This window comes from Helicobacter sp. L8 (assembly GCF_003660355.1).
GTDB classification, from domain to species: domain Bacteria; phylum Campylobacterota; class Campylobacteria; order Campylobacterales; family Helicobacteraceae; genus Helicobacter; species Helicobacter labacensis.
The window spans coordinates 1-15,582 of sequence record NZ_QXQR01000024.1 but is presented as its reverse complement, the minus strand read 5'-3'; the positions used below and the strand labels follow the sequence as shown (position 1 = coordinate 15,582).

At 47.3% G+C, this 15,582-nt stretch carries 19 protein-coding genes and 1 pseudogene; 9 read left to right on the top strand and 11 right to left on the bottom strand.

The features are described 5' to 3' along the window. Positions 1-431: 431 nt before the first annotated feature. The 4 genes from EAO37_RS08250 to EAO37_RS08240 all read left to right on the top strand — a co-directional run bounded on the left by EAO37_RS08250 (position 432) and on the right by EAO37_RS08240 (position 2,298). Positions 432-986, top strand: a complete 555-nt coding sequence (locus EAO37_RS08250) for a DNA methyltransferase (protein ID WP_240451785.1) — start codon at positions 432-434, stop codon at positions 984-986. Between the two features lie 2 nt (positions 987-988). Beyond that, positions 989-1,249: a DNA methyltransferase gene (locus tag EAO37_RS09725; RefSeq protein ID WP_240451784.1), complete on the top strand. Its 261-nt coding sequence runs from the start codon at positions 989-991 to the stop codon at positions 1,247-1,249. Positions 1,250-1,450: 201 nt separating this feature from the next. Next, the gene (locus tag EAO37_RS09865; RefSeq protein ID WP_276206418.1) at positions 1,451-1,585 is read left to right on the top strand and encodes a hypothetical protein; all 135 of its coding nucleotides are present in this window, start codon (positions 1,451-1,453) and stop codon (positions 1,583-1,585) included. Positions 1,586-1,719: 134 nt separating this feature from the next. Further along, a complete protein-coding gene (locus tag EAO37_RS08240; RefSeq protein ID WP_235853141.1) occupies positions 1,720-2,298 on the top strand; it encodes an outer membrane beta-barrel protein in 579 nt (192 codons plus the stop codon). Positions 2,299-2,321: 23 nt separating this feature from the next. Here the strand turns inward: EAO37_RS08240 and EAO37_RS08235 are convergent, their stop codons facing one another. From EAO37_RS08235 to EAO37_RS08225, 3 genes are all read right to left on the bottom strand, one after another. Further along, positions 2,322-3,278, bottom strand: a complete 957-nt coding sequence (locus EAO37_RS08235) for a metallophosphoesterase (RefSeq protein ID WP_240451783.1) — start codon at positions 3,276-3,278, stop codon at positions 2,322-2,324. A gap of 222 nt (positions 3,279-3,500) precedes the next feature. Further along, the gene (locus tag EAO37_RS08230) at positions 3,501-5,105 is read right to left on the bottom strand and encodes an ATP-binding cassette domain-containing protein (protein ID WP_120953107.1); all 1,605 of its coding nucleotides are present in this window, start codon (positions 5,103-5,105) and stop codon (positions 3,501-3,503) included. Between the two features lie 31 nt (positions 5,106-5,136). Beyond that, positions 5,137-6,303, bottom strand: a complete 1,167-nt coding sequence (locus EAO37_RS08225; protein ID WP_120953115.1) for an MFS transporter — start codon at positions 6,301-6,303, stop codon at positions 5,137-5,139. 278 nt (positions 6,304-6,581) lie between these two features. On the opposite strand from EAO37_RS08225, the gene EAO37_RS08220 reads away from it, so the two are divergent. Further along, a complete protein-coding gene (locus EAO37_RS08220; protein ID WP_240451782.1) occupies positions 6,582-7,445 on the top strand; it encodes a beta-1,4-N-acetylgalactosamyltransferase in 864 nt (287 codons plus the stop codon). Here EAO37_RS08220 and nusB read toward each other — a convergent pair. From nusB to kdsA, 3 genes are read right to left on the bottom strand one after another with little or no spacing between them, the layout of a single operon-like run. Further along, positions 7,442-7,849, bottom strand: a complete 408-nt coding sequence (gene nusB, locus EAO37_RS08215) for a transcription antitermination factor NusB (RefSeq protein ID WP_120946177.1) — start codon at positions 7,847-7,849, stop codon at positions 7,442-7,444. The two genes, EAO37_RS08220 and nusB, sit on opposite strands and share 4 nt — an antisense overlap. After that, complete coding sequence (gene ribH, locus EAO37_RS08210; protein ID WP_120946176.1) at positions 7,849-8,322, bottom strand: 6,7-dimethyl-8-ribityllumazine synthase; 474 nt, start codon at positions 8,320-8,322, stop codon at positions 7,849-7,851. The genes nusB and ribH overlap by 1 nt, the downstream gene beginning before the upstream one ends. Further along, positions 8,309-9,157 carry a 3-deoxy-8-phosphooctulonate synthase gene (gene kdsA, locus EAO37_RS08205; protein ID WP_120953104.1) on the bottom strand — a complete coding sequence of 283 codons (849 nt, stop codon included), beginning with the start codon at positions 9,155-9,157 and terminating at the stop codon, positions 8,309-8,311. The genes ribH and kdsA overlap by 14 nt, the downstream gene beginning before the upstream one ends. A 77-nt stretch (positions 9,158-9,234) precedes the next feature. On the opposite strand from kdsA, the gene pyrF reads away from it, so the two are divergent. The 4 genes from pyrF (at position 9,235) to EAO37_RS09910 (ending at position 11,641) form a co-directional block, all read left to right on the top strand. Next, positions 9,235-9,942 (top strand): orotidine-5'-phosphate decarboxylase, encoded by a 708-nt coding sequence (pyrF, locus tag EAO37_RS08200; RefSeq protein WP_120953101.1) that lies wholly within the window; start codon positions 9,235-9,237, stop codon positions 9,940-9,942. Next, positions 9,920-10,732 carry a pantoate--beta-alanine ligase gene (gene panC / locus EAO37_RS08195; RefSeq protein WP_120953098.1) on the top strand — a complete coding sequence of 271 codons (813 nt, stop codon included), beginning with the start codon at positions 9,920-9,922 and terminating at the stop codon, positions 10,730-10,732. The genes pyrF and panC overlap by 23 nt, the downstream gene beginning before the upstream one ends. A 1-nt stretch (position 10,733) precedes the next feature. Then, entirely contained in the window at positions 10,734-11,282 is a 549-nt protein-coding gene (locus EAO37_RS09915) for a hypothetical protein (protein ID WP_346427024.1), read from the top strand. 104 nt (positions 11,283-11,386) lie between these two features. Continuing rightward, entirely contained in the window at positions 11,387-11,641 is a 255-nt protein-coding gene (locus EAO37_RS09910) for a hypothetical protein (RefSeq protein WP_346427023.1), read from the top strand. Here EAO37_RS09910 and EAO37_RS08185 read toward each other — a convergent pair. The 5 genes and pseudogenes from EAO37_RS08185 to EAO37_RS08165 all read right to left on the bottom strand — a co-directional run. After that, positions 11,619-12,164: a hypothetical protein gene (locus EAO37_RS08185; protein ID WP_120953096.1), complete on the bottom strand. Its 546-nt coding sequence runs from the start codon at positions 12,162-12,164 to the stop codon at positions 11,619-11,621. The genes EAO37_RS09910 and EAO37_RS08185 overlap by 23 nt on opposite strands. Continuing rightward, a complete protein-coding gene (locus EAO37_RS08180) occupies positions 12,164-13,267 on the bottom strand; it encodes a sialidase family protein (protein WP_120953093.1) in 1,104 nt (367 codons plus the stop codon). Before EAO37_RS08180 ends, EAO37_RS08185 begins: the two co-directional genes overlap by 1 nt. Next, on the bottom strand, positions 13,260-14,258 hold the full coding sequence (gene pyrC / locus EAO37_RS08175; protein ID WP_120946169.1) for a dihydroorotase: 999 nt from the start codon (positions 14,256-14,258) through the stop codon (positions 13,260-13,262). The genes EAO37_RS08180 and pyrC overlap by 8 nt, the downstream gene beginning before the upstream one ends. Continuing rightward, the gene (locus tag EAO37_RS08170; protein ID WP_120946168.1) at positions 14,258-15,202 is read right to left on the bottom strand and encodes an energy transducer TonB; all 945 of its coding nucleotides are present in this window, start codon (positions 15,200-15,202) and stop codon (positions 14,258-14,260) included. Before EAO37_RS08170 ends, pyrC begins: the two co-directional genes overlap by 1 nt. Continuing rightward, positions 15,195-15,582: pseudogene (locus tag EAO37_RS08165) on the bottom strand (hypothetical protein); the annotation flags it as partial. The pseudogene EAO37_RS08165 and the gene EAO37_RS08170, both read right to left, overlap by 8 nt.

Sequence of the window (15,582 nt, the reverse complement as noted above, 5' to 3'; positions counted from 1 at the left end):
ATTAGAACAAGGGTTAGATTTTAAAGATGGTAACTACATACGACTACCTCAAAGATAGCGCAGGTCCACCAGTGGTTAAACACGGGTCCTACTTAGACGTATCGTTGAAACCATCCAATCGAGCCTATAGAAAAAATACTTAATATTTGTTTTAAGAACCAGACCATCAGCATTAAGAAAAACGAATTGAAGCTAAAAACAATTTATAAGGAATTTGGGAAACTTGAAAATAATAAGCACTTTGGCGGGTAAGTATGCGGACTATCTAAAGATAGCTAAAACCTCCCTAAGCCCTAAGCCTAGTGTTTTACACGCACTGACCCATACCGCCATAAAGGCGTGGGTTTACAATCACCCAAAGGTGATGACCCAAACCTCCAAACAATATTACAAAACGGAGATTTAAAAATCAAGGAGAAACAAGAAGAAACATGCTAACACCCTACTTAAACCAAGTTTTTAACGCCGACGCTTTGGAGTTTATGGGCAAGTTGCCTGATGAATGTATCGATTGTGTGTTGATTGATCCGCCTTATTGTAGTGGGGGTGTGAAGTCTTTAAATGCGCGCAATGCGGGGACAAATAAGAAGTATTGCGGGGATAATGCGAAATACTATGAATTCTATGGCGATGGGAAAGACCAGCGCATATGGATTGCGTGGATCGGGTGGGTGTTTCATCAGATCGAGCGGGTGTTAAAACCTCAATCTTACTTTTTTAGTTTCATTGATTGGCGGATGCTCCCAGCCCTAAGCGATGCGGTGCAATTAGCCGATCTAGCGTGGAGAGGCATTATTGTGTGGGATAAGGGGCGGGGGGCTAGACCCTTTCCTAATGGCTTTAAGCAACAATGTGAATTTATACTTTGGGGGACTAAGGGCGAGCTCCCGACTATGAGAGACGCACAGAAGCTAGCTATCACTATGGCTATGTTCAAGCCTATCTGCATGCTAGTAAAAAGCAACATGCGACTCAAAAGCCTTTAGAGGTGTTGCGATACTGCCTTAAGATAGTGCCTAGCGGGGGAGTGGTGTTAGATTGTTTTGCCGGGAGTGGCTCAACAGGGGTAGCGTGTGTAGATTTAGGACTTCATTTTATTGGGGTAGAAAAGAGCGCTGAGTATGCGCGCATCGCTAGAGAGAATTTAAAAAAGGCACTAGCGCATCCACCCTTAAAGTTTGAGAGCGCGCAGGTAAAAGTTCTTTACACCCATAGTGCGGGGGGTTATCTAGGATCTAAAACATTATAGAGACTTTTAAAGGGGTTAGATGATTAGACTTGTGATCTTAGGGGCTTGCTCGGATCAGTAATGGTCGGCTGGCTGTAACTATATCCACCGGTCATGTTAGAATACTGGAAACCCCCCTCAATAAATGCGCCATTTCTCTCCGCACTCAAGGGGGCAAAAGAACAAAGGGCTAAAGAACCAAAAAGGGCTAAAAATTTACTCTTGCTAGCTAAGCGTGCTGTGCTGTGCTGTGCTGTGCTGTGCTGTGCTGTGCTGTGCTGTGCTGTGCTGTGCTGTGCTGTGCCATTTTACCAAAAACTCCTTAAAAATAAGAATAAAAAACAAGTCTTATGGTAGTTATTTTTGGCTTATTTGTCAAGCCTCTTTAATACTTTTGGAATACTTTTAGCTTTCTTGCAATACCCTAATGGATAACAAGGAGTCTTATGGTTTTTAAAATCAAAGCAAAGAGTTTGCTGCTCTCAGCTTTAATGGTGGTGGGTGCTACTCAAATTGCCCAAGCAGGTGAGAAAAACGGCTTTTTTCTAGGGCTTGGATACCAACAAGGTAATGTCAGAGAAGGGGTAACCATCAAGCAGATCTCATCACATGCATTTCCTATCTATGGTCTAGGCGCGCAGGTGGGGGGTGTGGGCTTTGCTAATAAGTGGTTTGGCGGGCAGGTTTATGCTTTCTTTGATTGGGATAATAGTGCTCTCTTTGATGATTGGCGCATTTGGGAAAAGTTTGGGAAGAGACCCACTGGGGGCAAATGGGATGTTTATGCCTATGGTGGGGCTGCAGATATGATTGTCAATATCATCCCCGCAGATTCCTTTTCTCTTGGTCTAGTGGGGGGTATCCAACTAGCAGGCAACACCTGGAGCTACAATAACTTTTCGCATAGCGGTTTTCAGTTCCTCTTTAATGTAGGTGGGCGAATCCGTCTTGGAAAACATCTAGCCCTCCAAGCTGGAAACAAATTCCCCATGATCCCCCAAAAACTCACACCAGAACTCAAAAGTATCAGACGCTATGTGTGGTATGTCAATCTTAACTATATTTTCTAGGACAGATTGATCGCGTCCACATACTAGGCTTGATTTTCAGGCTCTAAATGGATGGACACAATTTCGCTCTTGGTGAAGAGGCGCACAGGGGGTCCCCAAAAGCCACAACCGCTACTCACAATCATTTGGCAATCTTTTAAATGATAATGCCCATAGAGGTATTTTTGATCCAACCACACCAAGAGGCTAAAGGGGAATATCTGTCCGGCATGGGTGTGTCCGCACAGAAGTAAATCAGGTTTTTGTTCTAAATGCGCGAAGGATTTGGGTTGGTGGGAGAGTAAAACACTGGGCAGATTGGGGTTGGCTTGTGTAAATGGAGCTTTGAAATCGGGTTCAAAACGCTTAAAGCGATACCCTATAAGGTCATTTACCCCCATTAGATTAAGCCCTGCCACTTGGACACTCTCATTTTGCAATACACGCACATGATTCTTTTGAAACACTTTAATCAGTGCATCCACCCCGTGGTAATATTCATGGTTGCCCAGCACACAATACACGCCATATTTAGAGTGGATACTTTGAAGCGGGGTTAAATCCTTTTGCACCAACTGAGCCTTTAAATCCGCCAAGTCCCCCGCGATCACGACTATATCCGGGTGGAGCGCATTGATACGATCGACAATCTTTTGCAAGTAATCTTTTTTAAGATACGCGCCTATGTGCGCATCGCTGATCATGACTAGATGGAGGGCTTTTTTTAAATTCTTGAGTTTGACATGGCGTTTTGTGATCACAAGATTCGTTGCATTGTAAAAGCCCTTTGCCATAGAGGTAAAGAAAATCCCTAGCAGACCTATATCCAAGAGTTTTTTAAGGCTTTGGCGTCTGTGCGCATCTGTGCTTTGATGCAGTGTTGTGAGCGCGATGGAGTGCAATAATAGCAGGCAGAAGAGAATAAAACTTGCAGCCATACTCATCCCACCTAGGGCATACAAGAGGGTATGTAACGCCTCCAAATGGGCAAAAACTTTCATTTGCACGACCCGGTAAAGAATGTTTAGAGCATACAGACAAATAGGCAGAAAGCGCAAGAAAGGATAGGCAGACTTCCTTAGCCTCAGGTAGCTAAAGAGATTCATGCAAAAGAAGACAAAAAGAAAAACCAGGGTAAAAGTTTTTATGCTCATTAGGGATGGGTTTTACCATGTTTATTGACAAAGATCAAGGATGTAATGTTAACTAATAACTACCAGTTGTCAAGCAGTCTTACTCGCCAAATACTCCTCATAACTGCCTTTAAAATCTACTACTTTCGCGCCTTTGTTCGTGGGTACAAGCTCAATAATGCGATTAGCGTATGCGCTAATGAGCTCGCGATCGTGGCTCACACAAATCACCGCCCCCTCAAATTTATACAACGCTTCGCCCAGCGCAATGATTGCCTCTAAATCTAAATGGTTGGTGGGCTCGTCTAGCACCAAAAAATTGCCCTTTTCTAGCATCAGCTTAGATAAAACCATGCGGTGCTTCTCCCCCCCACTTAGAGCGTTTATGCTTTTTTCTTGCTCCGCCCCACTAAAGAGCATACGCCCTAGGGCGTTGCGCACTTCGCTACTCTCGATCTTCTTATTAAAATTAAAGAGCCACTGATACAAACTCTCCTTCCCTTGGATGCTCTCACTCACATCTTGAGGGAAATAGCCCCTTTGCACAGTCGCGCCCCATTTGACACTCCCACTATCTGGAGTTAGCTCCTCTACCAAAATTTTACACAGCGTGCTTTTGCCCACGCCATTAGGACCAATGAGGGCGATCTTATCCTTAGGCGCGATTTTAAGGCTCACTTTGTTTAACACCACCAAATCCCCATAAGATTTAGAAATTTGGCTACACTCTAGGGCTTCGTTACCAATGGTGCGCTGGGGCTTAAAGACAATGCTGGGATCGCGCCGACTTGAAACCTCAATGCTTTGAATGTCCAGCTTGTCTAATTGCTTTTGGCGGCTGGTGGCTTGGCGTGCTTTGCTCGCGTTGGCTGAAAAGCGCGCGATGAATCGCTCTAATTCCTCTTTTTCTTTGAGTTTTTTATTGCGCTCGGCTTCTTTTTGTTTGGCGATCAAAGTGGAAGCGATGTACCAATCATCGTAATTGCCGCTAAACTCCCTAAGCGTATTGAAATCTAAATCCAAAATATGCGTGCAGACGGCGTTTAAAAAGTGGCGATCGTGGCTGATGATCACCATCGTGCCCTCGTGGCGTTTGAGATTTTCTTCTAGCCACGCAATGGCGTTTAAATCTAGGTTATTGGTAGGCTCATCTAAGAGCAAAATATCGGGCTTGGGGAAAAGCACTTGGGCGAGCAGAATTTTAAATTTATCGCTACTAGGCAGGCTTTTCATCAAGTCATTGTGGCGGTTTGCAGGAATGCCCAAATCTTCTAAAATCTTTTCTACCACCACTTCGCATTCATAAAGCGGGTCTTCTTGCACGCAAATCATCTCTAGTTCAGCTAAACGCGCATTGACCTTATCATCGCTCAAATCCGCTTGGCTGTAGAGCCTTTCTTTTTCTTTGAGCGCGTCATAGAGGATCTTATTGCCCATTAAAACCGCGTCTTTGAGGCTAAATTCTTCAAAGGCGTATTGATCTTGCCCTAAAACCCCTAGCTTTAACCCCGCATTGACGCTCACCTCCCCACTGCTAGGCTCAATGTCCCCGGCTAAAATCTTTAAAAAGGTGCTTTTGCCCGCGCCATTAGCTCCAATCAGTCCATAGCGTTTGTGCGCGTCTAGTTTGAGATTGACATTTTCAAAGAGCTTTTTAGTGGCATAGCGCATGCTAACTTGGGTGGCTTGTAACATTTGTATCCTAAGATTTTTATTGCGAGTATAACTATTTTACTTGAAAACTTGCCTTTTTAATGCCAAAACTTAAGATTATTAAAGCACTCAGGGCAAAAAGAGCCGCGCACAACCCGTTAAAACTGGCATTTAAATGCGCCACTAGCCCACCCACTAAAGAAGCAAAGGTGATCCCCACATTAAAAGAAGCTTCATTGAGCGCGATGGTGTCATTTTGGGTATTAGGGGTGAAAACGCGGGCTAAATGGTTGCACAACATTTTAAGCGGGGCGATGCAAGCAAAGCCAAAAAAGCCAAAGCCCATCACATTGGCGATCAAAACCCACTTGGGCAGGTAATAGCTAAAACTCATCGCGCTTAGGGCAAAAATTTGCATGGTGAGCAAAAAGCCCAAAGAGCCAAAAGAGCCCCTTAAATCCGCTAGCTTGCCCCCAAAGAGATTGCCTACAATGGCAGCAATGCCAAAGCATAAATACACATTGGCAATACTCACCGGGCTAAAACCATGCCGCTCTAAGAGCACACGCAAATAAATATAGAGCACAAACATAGACCCACATGAAAAGGCAGTAACTAAAAAGCCCTGCCACACGGGCACAAAGCCAAAAGCCACCCCTAGATTTTTAAAGTTGGCTTGCTTGCTGGTGAGCTTGGGCATGACAAATAGAGCGCAGAGCGCGACTGTAAAGCTCACACAAGCAATTAACAAAAAGGGGGATAAAAGCCCATAATGCTTAGACACGAGAATACCAATGGGCACACCGGTTACTAGGGCGATGGTTAGACCGCTGACCATCAAACTTAAAGCCATCGTGGTTTTAGACTTGGGCGCGACCTTGATACAAATAATGGTGGCGATCACAAAGAAGAGCCCATGCATTAGCCCCCCAATAAAGCGCGCTATCAGCGCGACCCACAGGCTAGAGCTTACAAACATGATCGCATTAGACAGACAAAAGAGCCCAAGGGTGAAGATGAGCTGGTTTCTATAATTAAAAGCAGAAATGAGCACGCTCACAATGGGCGCGCCCACCACCACCCCTAGAGCGTAAAGCGTGGCTAAATTGCCCACCTGACTATCAGAAACCCCATAATACGCGCTCAAGGGCGTTAAAATCCCAGAGACAATAAACTCCGCCACGCCCAAGCAAAAACTAGAAAAGGCTAATAAGATAATGATCTGCAGATAATGGCGCATGTTTTGCTCACAAATATAAATGGCGCATGTTAACATGTTGTTAGATCGATTGGTGTATAATGCGGGCTTTTATAAGGAGTGTTTTTGTCTCTCAAACAACAATGCAAGAGTTTCTTAAAGCGCGTAGTTCCAGTGTCTTGGCGACAACCTTTAAGGCGTGTCTATGGTTTTGCGTGCTCTCTGCCCTCTTTTTCTTTCTACTTCCACCCCCAAAAGCAAGCAGTTTTTGCCAAGATCGCCCCTTTGAGCAATGAGAATTACATAAAAGCCAACCGCTTGTGCGGGGGGGGGGGGGGAACTATATCCCTCCTTCTAACAAGCATCTTTTAATCCCGGATACCCCTGTTCATCAAGGCTATTTTCAAGAAGACCCTAAAGCCAGCGACCCCAAAAGCCCCCTTAACCCTTGGGCATTTGTCCGTGTGAGAAATGAGATCGCTACTTTAGAAGCATGTTTGTATTCCATTTTGCCCGCTATTCAGCGGGGCGTGATCGGTTATAATGATTGCGATGATGGGAGCGCAGAAGTGATTTTAGAGTTTTGTCAAAAATTCCCCACTTTTATTCCGATTGCCTACCCCTATGAGATCATCACCAAAGACCCTCAAGATTTCCACCACCAATTTTACCATTACTGTAACTATGTGTTTTCTTTCATTCCTAAAAATGAATGGGTGGTGAAAATCGATGTAGATCACATCTATGATGCCAAAAAGCTCTATAAGAGTTTTTATAGCATAGAGCATGCTAGGCAAGTGGTCGTCTATTCTAGGATCAACCTCAATATTAAAGATAAGGTGGGGATACAAAAATGCCACAACTACGGCTTAGTAGACGATTTGGGCGATCACTGGCTATTTTACAACCACAGGACTAGGTTTTTAGAGTGGTGCGCCCAAAATCGATCCTTAGAAATCTTAAAGCCCAAAACTTTAGCCCATTATACAAACGAACCTGAGCTTGTTTCATGGCACTTCCCCTTTGTCAAAAAGGAGCGCGCCCACATCGCTGATAGTTTAGAATGGATCAGTTTAGAGGATTTTAAAACCCACCACGCCAAGTTATTAGGCAATAAAATCGATCCAAACATGCTCGATGAAAAGCGCATTTTAGAGATTTGCGCGCAGTTTAAACAGGTTTAAGTGCGGGGATTTTGTCTACTCAGCGCATCTAGAATCGCATTGATGAGTTTGGGGGCGTGATCTTCGCCATAAGTCTTAGAGAGCTCGACCGCCTCATTGATCACCACTATAGGGTTGGTTTGGGTGTGTAAAATCTCATAAGCCCCCAAGCGCAAGATCGCACGCTCCATGCACCCCATGCGCGCCAAATCCCAGTCTTTAAGTAGGGGCTTTAGGGCACCATCTAGGGCGTTTAAGTGCTTGAGTGTGCCCTCTAAGAGTTCTAGGGCAAAGTGTTGTTGGGCGTTTTTGATTTTCTTTTGGGTGAGAAAATCGGAGGCTTTATGTAAAGCTGCCTCGTTCCCGCTTTCATAGGCATAGAGCAAGCCCACCACTGCCTCTCTGACCTGACTGCGCGTTGCCATTAAAGTTGGGGGTAGAGATTGAGCAATTCGATCAAGGTTTGCATGGCTTCAAAGCCCTTATTGCCCGCCTTAGTGCCCGCGCGCTCTAGGGCTTGCTCGATGTTTTCTGTGGTGAGTAACCCAAAGCTCACGGGCAAGCCGTATTTTAGCGTGGTGTTGGCAATGCCCTTAGTGGCTTCTGCGCTCACATAGTCAAAATGTGGGGTCGCGCCTCGAATCACTGCCCCTAATACACACACTCCGTCATAATTTTTAGAGGCTAAGAGTCTGTCCAACACAAAGGGCAATTCATAAGCCCCGGGGACTCTCACTACACTCAAATGTGCTAAATTGCCCCCATGTCTTTTAAAATTATCCAGCGCGCCCTCTACCAAGCGATCGCTCACCAAGTGGTTAAAACGAGAGGCTAAAATGGCTACTCTCTCCTCTCCTTTGAGGCATAACCTACCCTCAAGACTCCTAAACTCTGCCATGATCATCCTTTTGTGTTTTTAAGCAAGTTTGCAAGGTTAGCAAATCCTCTATAAGGGGGGCTAATTGCGCCGTGGGGATCATATTAGGTCCATCGCTCAAAGCCTTAGAGGGGTCTAAATGCGTCTCCATAAAAAACCCATCTACCCCCACCGCCGCGCTTGCGCGCGCCAAATAAGGCACAAAAGAGCTATCCCCCCCGCTTTTGCCCTGCGCCCCCCCGGGCATTTGCACGCTATGGGTGGCATCAAAGATCACCGGGGCAAAGGCGCGCATAATCACCAAAGAGCGCATATCCACGACCAAATTGCCATAGCCAAAACTCGCCCCCCTTTCGCATAGATAAATCCCATGTTCTAAACAAACTTCATAAGTAGCCTTGTCGTATGGATTCTTAGCGCGGGTATTCAAGGCTTTAAGCGCGCTGTATTGCATATCTTTGGGGTGCATAAACTGCCCCTTTTTGATATTGAGCGTGCGCTTAGTTTGGGCGGCTGCCACAATCAAATCGGTTTGGCGGCATAAAAACGCTGGGATTTGCAAGACATCCACCACCTCAGCCACCACGCTAGCTTGCGCGCTTTCATGGATGTCTGTTAAGAGTTTGTAGCCAAACTTAGATTTAATACGATCGAGCATTTCTAAGCCCTTGGTGAGCCCGGGACCGCGATAACTCTCTAAACTGGTGCGGTTGGCTTTATCAAAGCTAGCTTTGAAGTAAAAATCAATACGCGGGTCATTGGCTAAGGGTTGGAGGGCTTGTGCGATGGACTCTAATATCTCCATGTCTTCAATCACACAAGGTCCTGCGATCAGCACGCTTTTAAGGCTTGACAAACTCTTATCCTTAAGTTGTATAATGGCGCATTGTAATGACTTTTTGCTGAAAATATCACAAGAGATAAGGGATATGTATGCAACTCTGTTTAGCACTGGATTTAGCGGACAAACAAGCCTGTTTAAACTTGCTAGCACCCCTTCAGGGGTTAAACTTATGGGTGAAGTTAGGCTTAAGGGGCTTTGTGCGCGAAGGTCCTGTCTTTGTAGAGCAGATTCAAAAAATGGGCTTTAAGATTTTCTTGGATTTAAAACTTCATGACATCGCTTACACCATGCAACAAGCCGCGCTTGAGTGCGCTAAATTGGGCGTGGAGATGATCACCTTGCATGCGAGTGCGGGGGTTAGCGCACTTAAAAGCGTGGTAGAGCCCATGCGTGTTCTAAAAGGCGCACCTCTTTTAATGGGGGTTACTATTCTAACTAGCCTTGACTCTTTGGAAGTAGAGCAAGTCTACCATGCCTCTTTGCAGACCCAAGCCCTACACCTAGCTAAACTTTGTTTTGAGAGTGGGTTAGATGGAGTGGTCTGCTCGGTGCATGAGAGTTTGGCTATTAAAGAGGCTACAAAAATGGATTTTTTAACCTTGACTCCGGGTATCCGTCCTAACTACCAAGACACCCAAGATCAAAAACGCGTGGGCACAATCCAAGACGCTTTGAGCGCGAAGGCAGATTTTATTGTGATGGGTCGCCCCATTTACAACCACCCCAAGCCTTTAGAGTTTGTCAGCCAGATTTTAGAGCAAATAGGAGGCTTGCATGCAAGTATGCACCAAGGCTAGCCAACTTGCCTCTTTTTGGGGGCAAAAAATCGGCTTTGTGCCCACAATGGGTGCGCTACACGCTGGACATGCTAGCTTAATTGAGCAAGCTAGAGCGCAAAATGATTTTGTCGTGGTCTCTATCTTTGTCAATCCTACCCAATTTGCCCCTAACGAGGATTACCAAGCCTACCCTAGAACTCTGCAGACAGATAGCGCGCTGTGTGAGCGTCTAGGCGTGGATGTGCTCTTTGCCCCAGACCCCACACAAATTTACCCCCTAGCTGAGAAGATTACCCTCCAACCCCCCGCCTCTCTGCTGGGCTTTGAGGCAGATGCGCGCCCTAAGCATTTTGAGGGGGTGTTGCAGGTGGTGCTCAAGCTTTTTAATTTGGTGCGCCCTAAACGGGCTTACTTTGGGCAAAAAGATGCCCAACAACTCTTAATTATCCAGCACATGGTCGCCGATCTCTTTTTAGATATAGAGATCGTGCCCTGTGTTATTGTGCGCGATGGCGATGGTTTGGCTCTAAGCTCGCGCAATGTGTATTTAAGCCCTGAGGAGCGAGTAAGCGCGCTCAAACTCCCCCAAGCCTTGCGAGCTATAGAGAGGGCGATCCAAGAGGGCGAGCGCGATAGCCAAAAACTCATCAGCTTAGGCTTAGAAATGCTACAAGGGCTCAAAGTGCATTATTTGAGTGTGTGTGATCGCCAGCTAACCCCCCTAGAACACATCACACTCGACCAAACCTTGATTTTGGCAGCTGTGCAAGTGGGGCGGGTGCGCTTATTAGATAATTTATGGGTGTGAAATGAAACAGACAGATATAGACATTGTGCTAGAAGTGCTTAAGGCGATCCAAGAGCCCATTAGCCCTAATCACATTTATGCTAGAGCACAAGAGTTGCACCAAGAGGGTAAGATTACACGCATGTTTGTCTATACAAGCAAAACCCCCGAGCAAAGCTGTAGTGCGGGGATTTATCAAGCCCTCATAAAAACCCCCGATAAACTCCCCTTTGTCAAGGTACAAGATAAACCAAAGATCTTAATCGCCCTCAAAGATCAACCCACCCCTAAAAAGCAACCCCCCAAAGAGCCCTCCCTTAAAGAGCGCGCCTTGCACCCGCGTTTAGCCTGTATTGCCTACCACCAATGGGGGTTTTATACCAAGACCATTTACCATGAGGAGAGCAAAAAAAGCAAAAAGGGCGTGGATAAATGGGTTTATCCGGATATGGTGGGGGTATCTTTTGCCTATCAAGATTTTGAATCCAAAGCGGCGCGCGATTTTATTAAAAAGTTTGACACCCACCCTATTAAGCTAGTGAGTTTTGAGCTCAAAGAGAGCTGGATTTAGCCAGTTGCAGGAAGGCGTATTTTCAGGCGATCAGCAATAGCTCATGGGCGCATGCGGGTTATTTAGTGGCGGGCAAACTTAAGAGGAAAGACTATAAGGATTTAATGGACTTGCTCAAACAGCTCAACCAGAGTTTTGGGATCGAGGTGATCACGCTAGATATAGAATCTATAGAACAAAGCGCGGTTTTATTCAGTGCCAAAGAAAAAGAGAGTTTAGACTACCAAACGCTGGCTAAACTCGCCCAGCGCAACGAAAAATTTGAGAAGTTTCTCAAAAGTGTGGCCGATTTTGAGATTGAAAACCCGGAGCGTTACAAACACGAGTTTGATAGCATTATCCCCTTTGATAAACTCTAAAAACCCCCCCTAAGAGTCCCAAGAGCGCGCCTAGCCATAGGTAAATGTCCATGAAGAGCGTGTAGGGTGTGGGGGGAGCAAAATACACTCCTCCCCCAAGCAACAAGGCAAAACACCCCCCAAGCCCCTTATGCACGCAAAAAGCCACCCCCCCCCAAAGGCACAAACTCCCCCACACCACAGCAAAAGGTGCATAAAGCAAACTAAAGGGCAATAGCCCCAAAGCGTCTAAAAAGATCACCCCCCCAAAGATGCTTAAAAACAGCAAGCATGGCATGCTAAACATGCTAAAACCTAAGTATCTCCCTCCCCATGCCCCCCCCACTAATAGTAAACTTAGCGCGCTTACTTCCCCAAACAAGCCCACAATGAGCGCGCCCAAACTTAGATGACTCCCAAAGGGCAGGGGACAAACTAGTCCCATGGCGACCAACCCAGCCTTTAGCCAAGCAAAATGGTGTGTGTGCGCGCCCACCAAACCCCCCGCCCCCAAAGCCAGCCACACGCTAGGGCTTATCTCCATCACAACCCCTTGAGATAGGTGCTGTTAAAACTCACATGCACAATCGCGTGGCGATCTTTGGTGTAAAGAACATGCACCCTATCGCCCAGCACCAACACGCAGGGATAACTCACCTCCCCTTGTAGACTTTGATCTAAGATCGCCACGGGGGTGAAGTGGTTGGGCGCGCTGAATCGAGCTAGGCGCAATGCGCTACGGCTGTGCAAAGAAGAGAGTAGGGGAGCATTGTAGATCAAATAGAGGTGGTGCTTGGTGCTAAAGAGAGCCAGCGCGTCATCGTAATTAGCCAAATTGCTAGCTTGGGGGGGATTCCAGAGCGTGGGAGTTTGGCAAGTTTGGGTGTAGAGTTTATGGTCTTTATGGCTTCTAAAAGCCATAAACGCGCAGGATTCATAGGGGATCAAGGCAGGTTGGAACTGGGCTGTGAGGGTATTGGGTTTGATGATGGCTTGCAGGCGCGCGCGCGCGTCAAATTTTAAGAGCAGGGCAAACTTAGCGGCTAATTCGTGATAAATGGGCAAAATAAAGCCCCCGTCCGTGGTCAACACCGCGCTATGGCGCACCAAGTGTGAGATATTCAAAAAGGGGCTAAGAGGCAAAACGCGCTCAAAACGCCAGATTGGGCTCTGTGGGGTGGCAATTAGGGGCGCGCTGAGTTGGTAAATCCTAGAGGTTGCCCATCCCCCCAAACTCACCCCTACCACAAAGAGATAAAGGCGTCCATGGTGCACAAGTAGCACCGGATTGCCCAAGGCTTTGATATAGATGCCAGCTAGTTGGCTCAAGGTAGGCGCGTCCAACAAACTAAAGGGTTTGCTCCAGCGTTGGGTTTTGAGGGTGTAGAGGTGGGCGTAAAGACGCACATCGCTTTGGGCTTCTGCGCTCCCCCCAAAGTAAGCCGCTAGTAAGAAATGAGAAGATAGGGCAACCAAGCTAGAGGCATGCACGCTTTTAACAGGGGGGGGGTCTAGGGTGTGCCGTTCTAATAAGGCGTGCGGGCTATCTTGCAGGGGGGTGGGGGAGACAAATTGGTAATGGGTGGGGGGGCTTTTGGCTAAAAACACCAAAATCAAGACCGCTAGCACCCCCCAAATTTTAAGCATCGATGCGCCACCTTAGGGGCAAGCTAAGGGGCATGGGATCAAAAATAGGGGGAGGTGTGGGAGGGTGTTTTGTGAGGGTGATGGTTTTTAAGGGGAGTTGCACGCGCTGATCTAAATTGTAAATGCGTCTGGCGTTATCGCTCACAAAGGCTTGGAGGCGATCTAGGGCGTGGTGGGATTCAAAGAGGGTCGCTAGGGCTTCTAGGAGAATGGGCGCGCTAAACACCCCGGCCGCACAGGCGCAAGCGTGTTTGTGCGCCAAAGAGTGGGGCGCGCTATCTGAACCAAAGCACACTTTAGCATCAGCGCGCAAGGCTAATTGCAAGAGGGCTTCTTGATCCCTAGGGGTTTTTAGCACGGGTTTGCAAAAGAGATGGGGGTTGAGGTGCGCGCCTAACAACGCGTCTAAATGCAGGGCGATGTGGTGTAGGGTGAGGGTAGCATAGAGATTGGGGTAGGCGCGCAAGAGCGCGATACTGCGCGCATCGCTTAGGTGTTCTAAGATGATGGTAAGTTGGGGAAAGCGCGCACAAAGGCGTTCTAAAATGGGGTGAAATTCCACCTCGCGATCCAGCACAAAACCCTGTGTTTCTGCATGCACACACAAGATAAAACCCAAGTCTTGAGCCACACTTAAGATGTCTAGGATTTTGGGGCTTAAGATATTGGCGACTCCTTGTGTGGAGTTGGTGGTGGCGTTTTGGGGGTAGAGCTTGAGTAAGAATAAGCCATGCCCGTGTGCCTGTTCTAATTCTTGGGGCGATAAGTTTTCTTGCAAGTAAAGCGCGACTAGGGGGAGAAAATCTGGGCGCAAGGCTTGGATTTGGCGGGCGTAATCTAGGGCGCGCGCGGTGGTGTTGATGGGCTCTTGGAGATTGGGCATGACTACCGCTGCGCTAAAAGCGCGTGCGCTAAAGGGGAGGACTGTAGCTAGCATATCCCCCTCGCGCAGGTGCAAATGCATGTCTAGAGGGTTGTGTAGGCTTAACATTAGCGGTAAATGAAATAGCGCACGCGGATACGAATAAGCGTGGTGGTGGTAGGGCGCGGGTAGTCTTTATAGGCGATGGTGATGGTCTTTAGGGTGTTGTCATCTAGGAGTTTGTAACCAGAAGGCAAGATGATCTTTAGCCCCGTGATGTCCCCATTGGGGTGGAGGTAAAATTCCACCGCGTCCACACCATCTTGCCCTAAATACCCGGCCGCGCTGGGGTATTCCAAATACTTTTGGGTGATGCGCCCGATCTCGCTCAAATTGCTTCTAATGAAGTCTTTTTCTGCCGTGCCTAAATCGCCAAATTCTTCGCCATAAAGATCGTCAATGTCCTTACGGGTTTGGCTATCTAGCCCCTTGTCTGCTTCATAGCTTTTATCCCTAGTGGGTTCTTGGGAGGCTTGCTCAGAGGGGAGAAAAGAGAGATTATTGGGGTTAAAATCCTGCTGGGGCTTGCTTTGTTCTTGTTTTTTAACGGGTTCTTCTTGGGCTTGGTGCAAGGCTTTATGGTGGCTTTGCATGGTGGTGCGTTCGCTGTGGCGCTTGGCACTGTGGTGTTCACGCCTAGCATGGTGTTCTATCTTAGGCTTAGGCTTGGGCTTTTCTATGGGCTTTTGGGCTGTGTATTCGGGCTTGCTTGGGGGTGTTGGGGGGGCGGGGGGTAAAGGGGTGCTTTTAGGGGCGGCTCTGGAGGGTTTTTGTGCCCCTTGGGTGTGCTTGGTGGGGTCTAGGGAACGCCCGCGTTTTAGCACCAAGAGATTACTAGGGTTGATCTTAACTAGCTTAGGGTTGGACACCTTGTAATGGTGCACTAGCCACCATGCCAGCCAGTAAAGTAGCAAGTGCAATAGACAGGAGAGCGCTAAGGACATGTAAAAATTGCGCGTGGAGGCGGGGTTATATAACTCCTGATCTAGGGCTAGAGGTCTGCGTTTAGACATACGAGCCTTTTAATTTGGAGTGGCGCAAGCGTTCTTTAGTCTCTTCCATGAGGTCTTCTTTAAGCCGTCCTGAATCTTTGTTTTTCAGTGAGAAATCTAGGGTGATTTTGTCTAGCACCACGCTTTGGTTGGCGTTGAGCAGAATCAAGTAGAGTTGGTTGCGCACCTCAACGGTTACGAGCTTGTGCGTGGCGTCCAAGGGTTTGATGAAGGTAACGCTAGGTTCTAAGCCCACCTTGGGGAAGAGGAATTGCTGGGAATTCTTGCGCTTGAGCCACCACAACACCAAGAGTAAAAAGCCCAGCACCAAACAGACTTTCCAAGCGTAATCCCATAGCAAGGCATCTTCTTTGGGCAGGGGGGCGGGCTTGGGGGGGGTA